This is a genomic window from Merdimonas faecis (assembly GCF_001754075.1).
GTDB lineage: Bacteria > Bacillota > Clostridia > Lachnospirales > Lachnospiraceae > Merdimonas > Merdimonas faecis.
This window is the reverse complement of the sequence record NZ_MIEH01000007.1, coordinates 145378-158860: the sequence shown is the minus strand read 5'-3', so window position 1 is coordinate 158860 and position 13483 is coordinate 145378. Positions and strand designations below refer to the sequence as shown.

Genomic DNA, 13483 nt, shown 5'->3' with positions numbered 1-13483 from the left:
GTTTAGAAGGAGGTTCTTCATGAAGAAAAAGTATGCAGGTGCGGTTTTGGCTATGGGGATGTTTCTGGCCCTTGCACTGGAAGGATGCGGCGGAACGGAAGCGGCAGAAGATGCAGGCTCCGGCGGAAACGAGGGAAATGTACAGAAGGAAGAGACGTCCGGGAGCGAGGAATCCGGAGAAAATATATTTGGAGAATTTGAAGCGCAGACACTGGACGGGGAAGATGTGACGCAGGAGATTTTTGGCCAGTCAAAGCTTACCATGATCAATATCTGGGGAACCTTTTGTGGCCCCTGTATCCAGGAGATGCCGGATCTGGGAGAGATAAGCCGCTCTTACGACAGCGGGGAATTTCAGATGATCGGCCTGATCAGCGATGTGACAGAGACCGGGGATTCTAAAGCGCAGGAGATCGTCCAGTCTACCCAGGCAGATTATACGCATCTGGTGGCATCGCCGGATATCCAGCGGAAGGTGCTTAGCAGAGTCAGCGTCGTACCTACGACCATATTTGTGGATTCAGAAGGAAACCAGGTGGGCGAGGGGTATGCCGGGAGCCGTTCTAAGGAAGAGTGGACTTCGATCATTGAGGATCTGCGAAGCGAGGTGCAGTGATGAAGGCGAAAAGAAGGGTGATTCTGCCGGGGCTCTTGCTGGTGACAGGAATATGCTTCCTGGCAGCAGGTATTTACCGGGGAGAAGCTCAGACCGTCTGGATCAAAGCAATTTATATATGTCTGGAGTGTATTGGAATTGGTTAGGAAATTAAGACCTTTAGTACAGATTGGCTTTACGGCAGTTACAAATGGGTATGTGTTTGGATTCCTGACCGGGAAAATATATACGGGTCCTCTGAAAACAGCGTGTGTACCGGGACTGAACTGCTATTCCTGCCCGGGAGCGCTCGGTTCCTGTCCGATTGGAGCGCTGCAGGCGGTATTGACGGGCGGATCCAGGTTTTCCTTTTATGTGGTCGGGTTTCTTCTGTTGTTTGGCTCGATCTTCGGACGATTTATCTGCGGATGGCTGTGTCCGTTCGGGCTGGTACAGGATCTGCTCCACAAAATCCCGGTTCCGGGAAAACGAAAGAACCTGCCGGGCCACAGGCCTCTGGTCTGGCTGAAATATGGGATCCTGGCGGTGTTTGTTGTCCTTTTGCCGATGTTTGCCGTGGACGGGTTCGGGCAGTCAAAGCCCTGGTTCTGTCAGTATATCTGTCCCAGTGGGACGCTGATGGCGGGGATTCCGCTGGTGGCCTCCTCTGAGGCGCTTCAGGCGGCAGCAGGTGCATTATTTAACTGGAAAGTGGGGCTTTTGATTGTGACCGTGCTTCTGGCAGTCTGGATCTACCGGCCCTTCTGCAAGTATGTATGTCCGCTTGGAGCGGTGTATAGCTTTTTCAATTCGATCGCCTGCTACAGGTATCGGGTGGAGGATACCTGTATCCGATGCGGCAGATGCCAGGAGGCCTGTCAGATGGATATCCGGGTGTGGGAAAAGCCCAACAGTCCGGAATGTATTCGGTGCGGGGCATGCATCCAGGCCTGTCCTGTGCATGCGTTGAAAAGGGATCCGCTATTTTCTCCAAAGGCCCCGGTGTGTTCAAATGTGAAAAAGAAGGAGGAAGGATAGAGGATGGACCTTTCGCACGCAGTCAGGAAATTTGAGGAATATCTGGATCATTATGACAGAGATGATGATAAAATACGTTTAAAAATTACGCATACATATGGCGTTGTGGAGTACAGCAGAAAGATTGCTTTAAGACTCGGGCTTCCGGAAGAGGATGTGGAGCTGGCGCAGATCATAGGGCTTCTTCATGATATTGGACGGTTTGAGCAGATCAAAAGGTTTGATAGTTTTGAGCCGGCCACCATGGATCATGCGGAGTTTGGTGTCCGGATTCTGTTTGAGGAGGGGATGATCCGGCAGTTTCTGGAAAAGGGGGACTGGGACCAGATCATCGAAACAGCGGTTGCCAGACACAGCGACTTCCGGCTGGAAGGGATACAGGATACAAGGGCTTTGCTCCACGCAAAGATCATCCGGGATGCAGATAAGCTGGATAACTGCCGGGTAAAGCTTGCGGATCCGGTGGAAACTTTTATGGGGGCAACGGCAGAAGAGGTAGGGCATATGGCGATCAGTCCCGCGGTCATGGAACAATTTCGAAAAAGGGAGTCCATTCTGTCTTCTCTTCGGGAGACGAAGATGGATTACTGGGTTTCTTATCTTGCATACTTTTTTGATATTAATTTTAAAGTTTCCTTTGAAATGATCCGGGAGGAACAGTATGTGTCCAGGCTGGTAGGACGGATTCCGTATGCGAACCCGGAGACGGCGGAACAGATGAAGGAAATATCTGAAGTGCTGGAGCGGTATGTCCGGGAGGAGGCGTTGTAATGAAGATACAGAATCTGGTTGAAAACGAACAAGGGAAAAATGGCTGTCTGGCCGAACATGGATTGAGTGTTTATCTGGAGACAGGGAAGCATAAGCTGTTGGTAGATACCGGAGCAACGGATGCATTCCTGAGAAATGCAGAGTTTCTCGGTATCGACTTAAAAGAAGTGGATATACTGATCTTAAGTCATGGACATTATGATCATGGCGGCGGAATCCTGACATTCTCAAAGATCAATCCGAGGGCCAGGATTTATATCAGGGAGGACGCGTTTGCAAAATATTATCATGAAAGAGAGCGGGGGACAGATTATATCGGCCTGGATCCAGTGATCCGGGGACTGCCTCAGGTCGTGGTGGTGGGCGGAGATTTAAGGCTGGACGAGGAACTGTATCTTTTTACCAATGTTGCCGGAAGACGGATGTGGCCGGAGGGAAACCGTGAACTGAGAGTCCGGAAAGACGGGGCGCTGGTACAGGATGATTTCCGTCACGAGCAGTATCTGATCGTGAACTGTGACGGGAAGGAAATTTTGCTTTCCGGCTGTGCACATAACGGAATCCTGAATATTCTGGACCGCTACCGGGAAATACGGGAGCGGTATCCGGATTTTGTGATCAGCGGCTTTCATATGATGAAGGACGGTGAATACACGGAGGAAGATAAAAAGGTGATCCGCCAGACAGCAAGGGAATTGCAGAAGATGCCGACCCGGTTTGTCACCGGACACTGTACCGGGATCCCGGCATATAAGATGTTAAAAGAGATCCTGGGAGAACAGATCCGCTATCTCGGAAGCGGAGAAGAGCTGGATCTGTCTGCCTGGATGTAAAGTTTACCTGGCGGCAGAGGCATTGCTTGAAATGTCCAGAACGTTTCCGTCCAGATCCTTCCAGGTAAAGGCACCGTCAAAGATCATATAGCCGTGGGCAGAGCCTTCTTTGGGAATGGAGACGGATCCCGGGTTCATATAGGTATAAGTACCCATATTCTGGTTTGCCGGGATGTGGGTATGCCCGTTTAAAAGGATATCACCGTCCTTCAGCATAGGCGGATTCTGCGGGTTGAAGTGATGGCCATGGGTGGCAAAAATCGTCTGGCCGTTAAGCTCCAGGAGACAATATTCTGCCATGATGGGAAAGTCCAGGACCATCTGATCTACTTCCGTGTCGCAGTTTCCGCGTACGCAGAGAATTTCCTGCTTCAGAGGATTTAAAAGAGAGATGACAGCCTTGGGATCATAATCCTCTGGAAGATCATTGCGGGGGCCATGGTAGAGAATATCGCCAAGGAGCAGAAGCCGGTCGGCATGTTCTCTTTGGTATGCCGCCACCATTTTTTTGCAGTAATAAGCGGAGCCGTGTATGTCAGATGCAATCATAAGTTTCATAAGCTGATTCCTCCTTTTTGTTCAGAGACATTTTATAAGGCGTGCCGCCGCAGCCACCGGATGATGCGGCAATGCAGCGGCCGTGTTTAACAGTATAGCATAAATTTGCATGCCGTAAAAGGAAAGAGTGTGCTATAATAATACATATAGGCGAGCTTTTGGGCGGACCAGAGGAGAAAACTGTAATAGGAACGTATTTCAGAAGACAAACGGGGGTGGTCTTATGACAGAAGAAATGATTAAAGAAATAAAGCATATCCAGCAGTGTCTCATTAACGTAGATATGGAAGGCGAAGACTATGAGGAAAAGATGGATGCCGTGCATAAGCTGGAGGATGTGGTGACATATCTGAAAGATGCGCTGGGGAAGGGAATCGAATTTTAATTGTGAACGGGGACGTACACTTTTTGCAAAAGTGTACGTCCCCGTTCACATTATCGGGTGTCCCCACATGTGCTATGCTTCCCAGCGTCCGGAGGCGCCGCAGGGGAGTACCAGACCGGAGGAGGTGACGGGAAGGCCGATTTCCTGAGACTCTACGTGACCGTGGAACCGTTTTAGTTCTGTGCCGATCATATAAGTCAATACAGCCGGGGCGAGCCCGGTAGTATAAGAATTGACCAGGAAGAACAGGGGCTGATCCGACAAGATTTTTGTACACAGGCGGATCAGCGGATGGATAGCATCCTCGATTTTCCAGATCTCACCCTTGGGACCGCGTCCGTAGGACGGGGGATCCATGATAATAGCGTCATAATGGTTTCCACGGCGGATTTCCCGCTCCACAAATTTTACGCAGTCATCAACCAGCCAGCGGATGGGTTTATCGGCCAGACCGGAGGAAATGGCGTTTTCCTTGGCCCAGTTGACCATGCCCTTGGAGGCGTCCACATGGGTGACGCTGGCTCCGGCTGCCGCGGCGGCCAGAGTGGCGCCGCCTGTATAGGCAAAAAGATTTAAGACTTTGATTGGGCGTCCGGCCAGACGGATCTTTTCGGAAAACCAGTCCCAGTTGGCAGCCTGCTCCGGGAAAAGTCCTGTGTGTTTGAAGCTGAAAGGCTTCAGATTGAATGTCAGGTCTTTATAATGAATCTGCCATTCGCCGGGCAGATCAAAAAATTCCCATTCGCCGCCGCCTTTTTTGCTGCGGTGATAATGTCCGTTTTTTCTCTTCCACCTGGGATCCTTTCTGGGGGTGTCCCAGATAACCTGGGGATCCGGGCGAACCAGAATATAGTTTCCCCAGCGCTCCAGCTTTTCGCCCTTGCTGCAGTCTATTACTTCATAATCTTTCCATTGATCGGCAATCCACATATTGATCTTATCCTCTCTTGAATTTATTATATATTTGCAATGCCGCCGAAGGCGGCTGATCCGCGAGTATTGGATCTTCCAGAATTATATCATGAAGCAGGCTAAAAAGAAATTCTTTCTATACAAATAGATAATATCTATAAATGCGCCTGTTTATAAAAAAACTCAATTTGAATATAAAGATGTCTCTTCTTATAATAAAAATAGTGGCAGTAACAGGAGTATTAGGAAGAGAACAAGAAAGTAGAAGGTGAAAAGATGCTCATTGATCTGCATATGCATGAGATGACATATTCCAAAGACAGCTTCCTGAAATTATCTCAGATTGTGGAAATTGCAAAAGAGAAAGGTCTTGACGGAATCAGTATCACAGATCATGATAGTATGGGGCTGAAGGATTATGCGGCAGAATATTCCGAAAAAACGGGATTCCCGATTTTTACCGGTATTGAATATTACTCTCTGCAGGGAGATATTGTTGCTTTCGGGATTGAGGATTATCCGAGGGAACGGATTCCGGCACAAGAGTTTATTGATCTGGTAAAAGCGCAGGGCGGCATTTGTTTTGCAGCTCATCCCTTCCGGAATAATGGAAGAGGATTGGGGGAACACTTATGTGAAGTGAAAGGGTTAGATGGCCTGGAAGTGTTAAATGGCAGCACTTCTGCAGCAGCATGCCGCAAGGCGGCGAAATACGCCGGAAGACAGGGGCTTCACACACTGGGCGCCAGTGACTGCCATGTGCCGGAGAAGGTAGGAGTATGTGCTACCTGGTTTCCCGGGGAGATACGGACGCTCCAGGAGCTTCTTGCAGCCTTTGAAAAGGGCGGAATGAAGCCGGCTATGTATTCGGAGGGTGCTTACCGGATTCTTGAAATACCGGAAAGGCGTAAAATTCGAAAGATTGCATAAAAAATATTTTATAAAAAATGTTTTATAAATCATGGAAAAGCCATTTACCTTTTCGAGGCATAATGATAGAATATGTCTATAAGTGTTGAAGGTAATGGCGGGAAGGAAAGGCGAGATATTATGATTACAGTCAACGCTATGGGTGATAATTGCCCGATCCCGGTTATTAAGACCAAAAAGGCAATGCAGGCGCTTACAGGACCTGAGACGATCGAAGTACTGGTGGACAACGAGATTGCTGTCCAGAATGTGACAAAGATGGCATCCAGTTCAGGGGGACAGGTTTCTTCCGAGAAGCTTGGTGATGCAGAATTCAAGATCACGATCCAGATGGAGGGCGCTCCGGCGGCAGAGACAGCAGAAGAAGAAGTTTCCTGCGCACCGGACAACAGAGGAAATCTGGTAGTAGCCATTGCTTCTGACCGTATGGGAAGTGGAAATGATGAGCTTGGTAAGGTGTTGATCAAGAGCTTTATTTTTGCTGTCACACAGATGGACACGTTGCCGAAAACGATGCTGTTTTATAACGGCGGTGCCACGCTGACGACAGAAGGGTCAGATTCGCTTGAAGATCTGAAGTCCCTGGAAGCCCAGGGAGTAGAGATCCAGACCTGCGGAACCTGTCTGGATTACTATGGATTGAAAGAGAAGCTGGCAGTCGGAACTGTGACGAATATGTACAGTATCGTTGAAACACTGGCCGGGGCATCCAGGATCATAAAACCTTAGCAGGAATATTTTGTAAGAAAATTGTGTTTGGAAGAATCCACAGGGAACGCCGCAATATGAAAAAGAAGGCTTCTCTGTGGATTTTTTGCGGGAACGTAGGATGACAGTTTCTCAGGCGTCTGCGAGAAAAGAGAGGAGGAAAAGGTATGGTTTCTGATGTAAAATTAACCAGCTTAAGTAAGACTTCGGGATGAGCGGCCAAAATAGGTCCTGAGACCCTTGCCCAGGTGCTGGGTAAGCTGCCGAAGTTTCATGATGATAATCTCATCGTCGGAATTGAGACGTCCGATGATGCGGCAATATATAAAGTAACTGACGAGATTGCGATGATACAGACAGTGGATTTTTTTACGCCGATTGTAGATGATCCCTATATGTTTGGACAGATTGCCGCGGCAAACTCATTAAGTGATGTGTGGGCGATGGGAGGAGAACCTGCTGTTGCGCTGAATATCGTAGGATTTCCGAACTGCCTGGATCCGGCTATACTGGGAGACATTCTGGCCGGAGGGGCAGATAAGGTAAAGGAAGCAGGTGCAGTTCTTGTAGGCGGACATTCGGTTCAGGATGATGAACCGAAATATGGACTTTGTGTATCAGGTTTTGTACATCCGGATAAAATTTTTAAAAATTACGGATGCCGGCCGGGAGATGTGCTGGTGCTGACAAAGCAGATCGGAAGCGGGATCATAAACACGGCCGTGAAGGCCGAGATGGCATCGCCGTCCGCAATCCGCGAGGCACAGACCGTCATGGCGTCCCTGAATAAGAAGGCCAAGCAGGTAGTGGAAAAGTATGACGTATCCGCCTGTACAGATATTACCGGCTTTGGGCTTCTGGGTCACGGTGTTGAGATGGCCGAGGCCAGTGAAGTCACGCTGGAGCTTAAGGTGGGCCGGGTTCCCTATTTCGCAGATGCAGTTGACTATGCAAAGATGGGACTGGTGCCGGCCGGTGCGTATAAAAACCGGGGGTATTCCATCGGAAAAGTGGACGATGGAGGGGTGGCAGAACACTACCTGGATCTTTTATACGATCCGCAGACCTCCGGCGGTCTCCTGATCAGCGTAGCACCAAAGGATCTGGATCAGATGATGGCGGACTTTGCCGCGGCGGATATGGATACTGCGGTGGCTGTGATCGGAGATGTAAAAGAAAAAAGTGATAAATTGATTCGCTTGGTATAAGAGAGGAATGAAGAATGAATAAAAATGTGTATTACCGGAAGATTCCTAAGGTAGATATCCTGCTGGAAGACGAGAGGATCCGGCAGATGATAGAAACATACAGCAAAGACACGGTGATGGAATCTATCCATATCGAAACGGACCGGCTTAGGACCTTTATCGGCGCCTGTGAGGACGAAAAAGAGATTGAGGAAAGGATCGGGGGACTGACAGACGAGATTGGACGGACTGTAAAAGCGATGCATACGCCGAATATGCGCCCGGTGATCAACGGTACAGGGACGATTCTCCATACGAATCTGGGACGTGCTCCGATCAGTCCGGAACATATAAAACGGATTGCCGAGGTTGCATGCGGATACTCTAATCTGGAGTATAACCTGGAGGCCGGAAGGCGTGGAGAGAGGTATTCGCATTTTGAAAAACTTTTGTGCAAACTGACGGGGGCAGAGGCGGCCATGGCTGTCAATAACAATGCATCCTCCGTGATGCTGATCTTAAGTTCTCTGGCAAAGGGAGGCGAAGTCGTGGTCTCCCGGGGAGAGCTGGTGGAGATTGGCGGAAAATTCCGGATCCCGGATGTTATGGAACAGAGCGGTGCCGTACTGGTGGAGGTGGGGACGACGAATAAGACCCACTATGACGATTATAAAAATGCGATTACAGAAGAGACGAAAGCGCTGTTAAAAGTGCATACCAGTAATTACCGGATCGTGGGCTTTACGGAATCGGTGGAGATTGATGAGCTGATTACACTGGCGAAAGAGCATGACCTGCCGATCATTGAGGATCTGGGAAGCGGTGTTCTGGTGGACCTGGCAAAATACGGGCTGACACACGAGCCCATGGTACAGGAGTCCATTGCAAAAGGAGCGGATGTGGTCTGCTTCAGTGGCGATAAGCTTCTGGGAGGTCCTCAGGCCGGTATTATTGTTGGAAAGAAAAAATATATTGATCAGATGAAGAAGAACCAGCTGACCCGTGCGCTCCGGATCGATAAGTTTACGGCAGCGGCTCTGGAGCTTGTGCTTAAGGAGTATTTATCAGAAGAGACGGCCATACGTAATGTACCGGTCCTTCGGATGATTACGAAGCCTTTGGAGAAAATTGAAAAAGAGGCAAAAAGCCTGGTGCGGATGCTTCGAAGAAGCGGATTCTCCGGACATTTTCAGGTGGTTCCCTGTGAATCGCAGATAGGGGGAGGCTCTCTGCCTCTGGAAAGGATTCCAAGCTTTGCGGCAGCCGTGCGGCCGGAGAAGATCAGCGTGCCAAAGCTGGAAGAAAAAATGCGGCATCTTGAGATCCCTATTATTCCAAGAACGGCAAATGACATGATCCTTCTTGACGTGAGGACCATAGACCGTCAGCAGTTCAAAGTGATAGCAGATCAATTTAGGAGTATGGAAGATGAAGAATATAATCATAGGAACAGCGGGGCATATTGATCACGGAAAAACCACGCTGATTAAAGCACTGACCGGAAGAAATACAGACCGCTGGGAGGAAGAGCAGAGAAGAGGGATTACCATTGATCTGGGCTTTACCTACTTTGATCTTCCAAGCGGCGACCGGGCCGGGATCATAGATGTGCCCGGCCATGAGAAATTTATCAACAACATGGTGGCGGGAGTCGTGGGAATGGATCTGGTGCTGTTAGTGATCGCGGCGGATGAGGGCATCATGCCGCAGACCAGGGAGCATATGGATATTCTGGGACTTCTGGGAATTGAAAAGAGTATTATTGTCCTTAATAAATGTGATCTTGTGGATGAAGAGTGGATTGAGCTGGTGGAAGAAGAGATCCGGGAAGAGCTTTCGGGAACATTTCTGGAACAGGCGCCGGTAGTAAAGGTGTCTGCCGCCACGGGGCAGGGACTGGATCAGCTGATCGAAGTGATCGGTCATATGTCCAGCGACGAGGTAGTGGGGAAGGATATCCATACGATACCCAGACTTCCCATCGACCGGGCCTTTTCTCTGTCGGGATTCGGGACGATCATCACAGGAACGCTGGTATCCGGTACAATCCGGAAAGAGGATACATTGGAGATGTATCCTATTGGGAAGGAGTGTAAGATCCGCAGCATCCAGGTGCATGGGGCAGACCAGAAGGAATGTTATGCCGGACAGCGGGTGGCAATCAATCTTTCGAATGTAAAGAAAAAGGAGATACAGAGAGGATGCGTACTGGCGCCGCCGAACAGTATGAAGAATACAGATCTTCTGGATGTGAAGATGAATATCCTGGAGTCGTCGATGCGGGTGCTGACCAATCATACCAGGCTGCATTTTTTCACCGGCACCAGCGAGATTCTGTGCCGGGCGGTGCTTCTGGATAAGGAAGAGCTGGGGCCTGGAGAGAGCGGATATGTGCAGCTGCGTCTTGAGGAGGAGATTGCCGTGCGCCGCGGGGATAAATTTGTGGTACGCTTTTATTCACCGATGGAAACGATTGGCGGCGGCGTAATCCTGGAGCCGAACCCGGGAGTAAAGAAACGGTTCCAGGAGAGCGTGATTGAGGAGCTCAGGCGTAAGGAATCGGGATCCTCCGCAGATGTGATCGAACTGCATGCGAAGAAACATGGAGACACGCTGATCACATTAGCGGAGCTTGCGAAGCTGACAGCTCTTTCTGTAGATGAAGTAAAGGAAGACGTAAAAGAGCTGGAGGAACAGGAGCTTCTGGCCGTGTTTGAAATGCGGAAGGATACCTATATCTGGCATATGGATTCGATCCGGGAAGCACAGCAGACGCTGGTGAGGGCGCTTGAGGATTATGAGAAGAAGTATCCCTATCGCTATGGCATGAAAAAAGCAGAGATACAGACCATGTATTTCCAGAAGATTAAGCCCAATGTATTTGACCGGATTGTAGAATTTTTTGTAGAAAGAGGCTGTATCAGGCGGGCGGAAGAGTTTTTGTGCACGCCGGAATTTGAAGTAAAGAAAGATGGCACCTATCAGAAGGTGGCGGAAAATTTCCTGAATGTGTTTGAAAAGGCCGGATATGATTTTGTCCGCTATTCAGAGATTGACCTGAAGGGCGTCTCCAGGGACATGGCGGATGATATTCTGAATATTCTGCTGACAGAGGGAAAAGTTGTGCGCGTGACGGAAGAAATGTACACGCTGGCGGAATATATGGAGCAGGCCAAGGAAAAGATAAAAGCCCATCTGGCAGATGATCCTCTGATCACAATCGCACAGGTCAGAGATATGTTTGGGACCAGCAGAAAGAGTGCAAAACCTATTCTGGAATACATGGATGCACTAAAGATCACAAAAAAGATGGGAGCAGAAAGTGAAAGGGTAGCATACTAATGAATCTGAAACAATTAGAAGCATTTGTCCAGGTGGCGGAAGAGGGCAGCTTTTCCAAGGCGGCCAAGGAGCTGTTTCTGACACAGCCGACGATCAGCGCCCACATTGCTTCTCTGGAAAAAGAATTAAATGTCAGGCTCTTTATCCGCAATACCAAAGAAGTCAGCTTGTCCGAGGACGGGAAGGAGCTATATAAATACGCAAAGCCGATGATGGATCTGGAGCGTAAGATCGAGGAAAGATTTGGGAGCGGTGAAGACACGGCAAAGCACTGCATCACGATTGCGGCCTCTACCGTGCCGGCCCAGTATCTTCTTCCTGAGATCCTGAAGAGATATAACGAGAAATATCCAAAGGAACAGCTGAAGATTGTGGAAATGGACAGCGCCCAGGTGGTGCTGCGGGTGATAGATCACATGGTAGATGTGGGCCTGACAGGGACAACGCTTGAGAAAAAGCATTGTAAATATGTGCCGTTTTATAAGGATCAGCTGGTAGTCATCACGCCGAATACAGAAAAATACCGGCGGCTTGGAGAAGAGTCTGCGGGTGATATTTCCTGGATCTGTAAGGAATCTTTTATCATGAGGGAGGAGGGTTCCGGAACCAGAAAAGAGGCGGAAAAACAGTTTGCCCGTGCGGGAATTGATGTAGGAAAGCTGGATGTGATCGCCAGTATTGAAAATCAGGAGACGATAAAAAAATCTGTGACCCAGGGGCTGGGGATTTCTGTATTGTCACGCCTGGCTTCCAAGGAAGAGGTCGAGGAAGGACATATGCTGGCATTCCCGATTCCGGGAGCGGATAAAGGCAGGGATATCAACCTGGTTTATAACAAAAATTATCAGCTGACGAGGTCGGCGGAACGGTTTATCAGGGTCGTAAAAGAGGTGTATGGCCTGGAGCAGTAAGAATAAGAGAAAAGCCTGGCATAGACGTTTTCTATAACAGGCTTTTTTTATGGACGTTTTCGATTAGACGAAACCGTAAATTCAGAATATACTAATAAATGGAGACAAAAGAAGACTCCCGAAGGAAAGGATGGAATCTACAATGATTTATATGGATAATGCGGCAACAACGATGCACAAGCCTAAGGAAGTGATCGATGCGGTCGTGGCGGCGATGAGTTCTATGGGAAATGCAGGCAGAGGAGTAAACGAGGCTTCTCTTAGTGCCTCAAGACTGATCTATGATACCAGGGAGAAACTGTGCCGGCTGTTTGGAGCGGAAGATCCCAGGCAGATCGTGTTTACCGCGAATTCGACAGAGAGCCTGAATATTGCGATCAAAGGCATCCTGAATCCGGGAGACCATGTGATAGCTACAATGCTGGAGCACAATTCCGTGCTGCGCCCGCTCTATGAAATGGAAAAGAAGGGCATTAGGCTTACGATCGTGAAAAGTAATCCGGAAGGGACACTGGATCTTGCGGATATCGAAAATGCGATCGCTCCTGATACAAAAATGATCGTCTGTACCAACGGCTCGAACCTGACGGGAAATTATATTGATCCGGAGCCGATCGGAACCCTGGCAAGAGAAAAAGGGATCGTATTTGTTGTGGATGCTTCCCAGACTGCAGGAGTGTTCCCCATTGATGTACAGAAAATGAAGATAGATGTACTTTGCTTTACCGGCCATAAGGGGATGTTAGGTCCCCAGGGAACCGGCGGCATGTATGTCAGAAAAGGGCTGTCCGTCCGCCCGCTGCTATCTGGCGGAAGCGGTGTGCAGACCTACAGTAAAACGCATCCAACTGAGATGCCCACCGCTCTGGAGGCGGGCACTTTGAATGGGCACGGCATTGCAGGCCTTCATGCAGCCGTGGAGTACCTGGAAAAAACGGGCGTGGATACGATCCGCGCCCGTGAACAGGACCTGATGTGGAGATTTTATGAAGGAGTAAAAGAAATCCCCGGCGTCAAGGTGTATGGTGACTTTTCGACGAAGAACCGCTGTGCGATCGTGACGCTGAATATCGGTGATTATGATTCTTCCGAAGTCAGTGATGAGCTTCTTACAGAATATGGAATATCTACCAGATCCGGCGGGCACTGCGCGCCGCTGATGCATGAGGCGCTGGGAACGGTAGAGCAGGGGGCTGTGAGATTCAGCTTTTCCCACTACAATACGGAAGAAGAAGTGGATACGGCCATAAGGGCGATCCGCGAATTGGCAGAAGAATAAAGACTGCAAGGGTTGAGAGAAACAAGGAGGGAAA

General features: G+C 49.2%; 15 protein-coding genes. 13 read left to right on the top strand and 2 right to left on the bottom strand.

All coding sequences use genetic code 11. The features are described 5' to 3' along the window. The first annotated feature begins 19 nt into the window (after positions 1-19). Genes BKD12_RS03655 through BKD12_RS03640 form a run of 5 tightly spaced genes read left to right on the top strand, consistent with a single transcriptional unit; the run spans position 20 to position 3237 of the window. On the top strand, positions 20-616 hold the full coding sequence (locus BKD12_RS03655; protein WP_070087968.1) for a TlpA family protein disulfide reductase: 597 nt from the start codon (positions 20-22) through the stop codon (positions 614-616). After that, positions 616-762: a CD1871A family CXXC motif-containing protein gene (locus tag BKD12_RS16840; RefSeq protein ID WP_176730918.1), complete on the top strand. Its 147-nt coding sequence runs from the start codon at positions 616-618 to the stop codon at positions 760-762. The genes BKD12_RS03655 and BKD12_RS16840 overlap by 1 nt, the downstream gene beginning before the upstream one ends. Next, a complete protein-coding gene (locus BKD12_RS03650; RefSeq protein WP_408606934.1) occupies positions 749-1633 on the top strand; it encodes a 4Fe-4S binding protein in 885 nt (294 codons plus the stop codon). Before BKD12_RS16840 ends, BKD12_RS03650 begins: the two co-directional genes overlap by 14 nt. Before the next feature lie 3 nt (positions 1634-1636). Then, the gene (locus tag BKD12_RS03645) at positions 1637-2404 is read left to right on the top strand and encodes an HD domain-containing protein (RefSeq protein WP_070087966.1); all 768 of its coding nucleotides are present in this window, start codon (positions 1637-1639) and stop codon (positions 2402-2404) included. Next, positions 2404-3237, top strand: coding sequence for an MBL fold metallo-hydrolase (locus BKD12_RS03640; protein ID WP_070087965.1), 834 nt, complete (start codon positions 2404-2406; stop codon positions 3235-3237). The genes BKD12_RS03645 and BKD12_RS03640 overlap by 1 nt, the downstream gene beginning before the upstream one ends. 3 nt (positions 3238-3240) lie before the next feature. On the opposite strand, the gene yfcE is transcribed toward BKD12_RS03640, so the two are convergent. Next, positions 3241-3795, bottom strand: coding sequence for a phosphodiesterase (yfcE, locus tag BKD12_RS03635; RefSeq protein ID WP_070087964.1), 555 nt, complete (start codon positions 3793-3795; stop codon positions 3241-3243). A gap of 223 nt (positions 3796-4018) precedes the next feature. Here yfcE and BKD12_RS16835 point away from each other — a divergent pair, with 223 nt between their 5' ends. Continuing rightward, the gene (locus tag BKD12_RS16835) at positions 4019-4180 is read left to right on the top strand and encodes a hypothetical protein (protein WP_176730917.1); all 162 of its coding nucleotides are present in this window, start codon (positions 4019-4021) and stop codon (positions 4178-4180) included. A gap of 72 nt (positions 4181-4252) precedes the next feature. Here the strand turns inward: BKD12_RS16835 and BKD12_RS03630 are convergent, their stop codons facing one another. After that, entirely contained in the window at positions 4253-5110 is an 858-nt protein-coding gene (locus BKD12_RS03630; RefSeq protein ID WP_070087963.1) for a class I SAM-dependent methyltransferase, read from the bottom strand. A 258-nt stretch (positions 5111-5368) separates the two neighbouring features. Here BKD12_RS03630 and BKD12_RS03625 point away from each other — a divergent pair, with 258 nt between their 5' ends. The 7 genes from BKD12_RS03625 (at position 5369) to BKD12_RS03595 (ending at position 13449) form a co-directional block, all read left to right on the top strand. Continuing rightward, the gene (locus BKD12_RS03625) at positions 5369-6022 is read left to right on the top strand and encodes a PHP domain-containing protein (RefSeq protein ID WP_070087962.1); all 654 of its coding nucleotides are present in this window, start codon (positions 5369-5371) and stop codon (positions 6020-6022) included. Positions 6023-6142: 120 nt separating this feature from the next. Next, entirely contained in the window at positions 6143-6751 is a 609-nt protein-coding gene (gene yedF, locus BKD12_RS03620; RefSeq protein ID WP_070087961.1) for a sulfurtransferase-like selenium metabolism protein YedF, read from the top strand. 146 nt (positions 6752-6897) lie between these two features. Next, a complete protein-coding gene (selD, locus tag BKD12_RS03615) occupies positions 6898-7938 on the top strand; it encodes a selenide, water dikinase SelD (protein WP_083262819.1) in 1041 nt (346 codons plus the stop codon). A gap of 14 nt (positions 7939-7952) precedes the next feature. After that, positions 7953-9383, top strand: coding sequence for an L-seryl-tRNA(Sec) selenium transferase (selA, locus tag BKD12_RS03610; protein WP_070087960.1), 1431 nt, complete (start codon positions 7953-7955; stop codon positions 9381-9383). Then, positions 9346-11259 (top strand): selenocysteine-specific translation elongation factor, encoded by a 1914-nt coding sequence (selB, locus tag BKD12_RS03605; protein WP_070087959.1) that lies wholly within the window; start codon positions 9346-9348, stop codon positions 11257-11259. The genes selA and selB overlap by 38 nt, the downstream gene beginning before the upstream one ends. Further along, entirely contained in the window at positions 11259-12170 is a 912-nt protein-coding gene (locus tag BKD12_RS03600) for a selenium metabolism-associated LysR family transcriptional regulator (RefSeq protein ID WP_070087958.1), read from the top strand. The genes selB and BKD12_RS03600 overlap by 1 nt, the downstream gene beginning before the upstream one ends. 142 nt (positions 12171-12312) lie before the next feature. After that, positions 12313-13449: an aminotransferase class V-fold PLP-dependent enzyme gene (locus BKD12_RS03595; protein WP_083262818.1), complete on the top strand. Its 1137-nt coding sequence runs from the start codon at positions 12313-12315 to the stop codon at positions 13447-13449. Positions 13450-13483 lie beyond the last annotated feature (34 nt).

Bases quoted from the DNA above. Each gene is read 5' to 3' on its own strand.
- BKD12_RS03655 (WP_070087968.1), top strand. From the start codon at position 20: ATGAAGAAAAAGTATGCAGGTGCGGTTTTGGCTATGGGGATGTTTCTG.
- BKD12_RS16840 (WP_176730918.1), top strand. From the start codon at position 616: ATGAAGGCGAAAAGAAGGGTGATTCTGCCGGGGCTCTTGCTGGTGACA.
- BKD12_RS03645 (WP_070087966.1), top strand. From the start codon at position 1,637: ATGGACCTTTCGCACGCAGTCAGGAAATTTGAGGAATATCTGGATCAT.
- BKD12_RS03640 (WP_070087965.1), top strand. From the start codon at position 2,404: ATGAAGATACAGAATCTGGTTGAAAACGAACAAGGGAAAAATGGCTGT.
- yfcE (WP_070087964.1), bottom strand. From the start codon at position 3,795: ATGAAACTTATGATTGCATCTGACATACACGGCTCCGCTTATTACTGC.
- BKD12_RS16835 (WP_176730917.1), top strand. From the start codon at position 4,019: ATGACAGAAGAAATGATTAAAGAAATAAAGCATATCCAGCAGTGTCTC.
- BKD12_RS03630 (WP_070087963.1), bottom strand. From the start codon at position 5,110: ATGTGGATTGCCGATCAATGGAAAGATTATGAAGTAATAGACTGCAGC.
- BKD12_RS03625 (WP_070087962.1), top strand. From the start codon at position 5,369: ATGCTCATTGATCTGCATATGCATGAGATGACATATTCCAAAGACAGC.
- yedF (WP_070087961.1), top strand. From the start codon at position 6,143: ATGATTACAGTCAACGCTATGGGTGATAATTGCCCGATCCCGGTTATT.
- selA (WP_070087960.1), top strand. From the start codon at position 7,953: ATGAATAAAAATGTGTATTACCGGAAGATTCCTAAGGTAGATATCCTG.
- selB (WP_070087959.1), top strand. From the start codon at position 9,346: ATGAAGAATATAATCATAGGAACAGCGGGGCATATTGATCACGGAAAA.
- BKD12_RS03600 (WP_070087958.1), top strand. From the start codon at position 11,259: ATGAATCTGAAACAATTAGAAGCATTTGTCCAGGTGGCGGAAGAGGGC.
- BKD12_RS03595 (WP_083262818.1), top strand. From the start codon at position 12,313: ATGATTTATATGGATAATGCGGCAACAACGATGCACAAGCCTAAGGAA.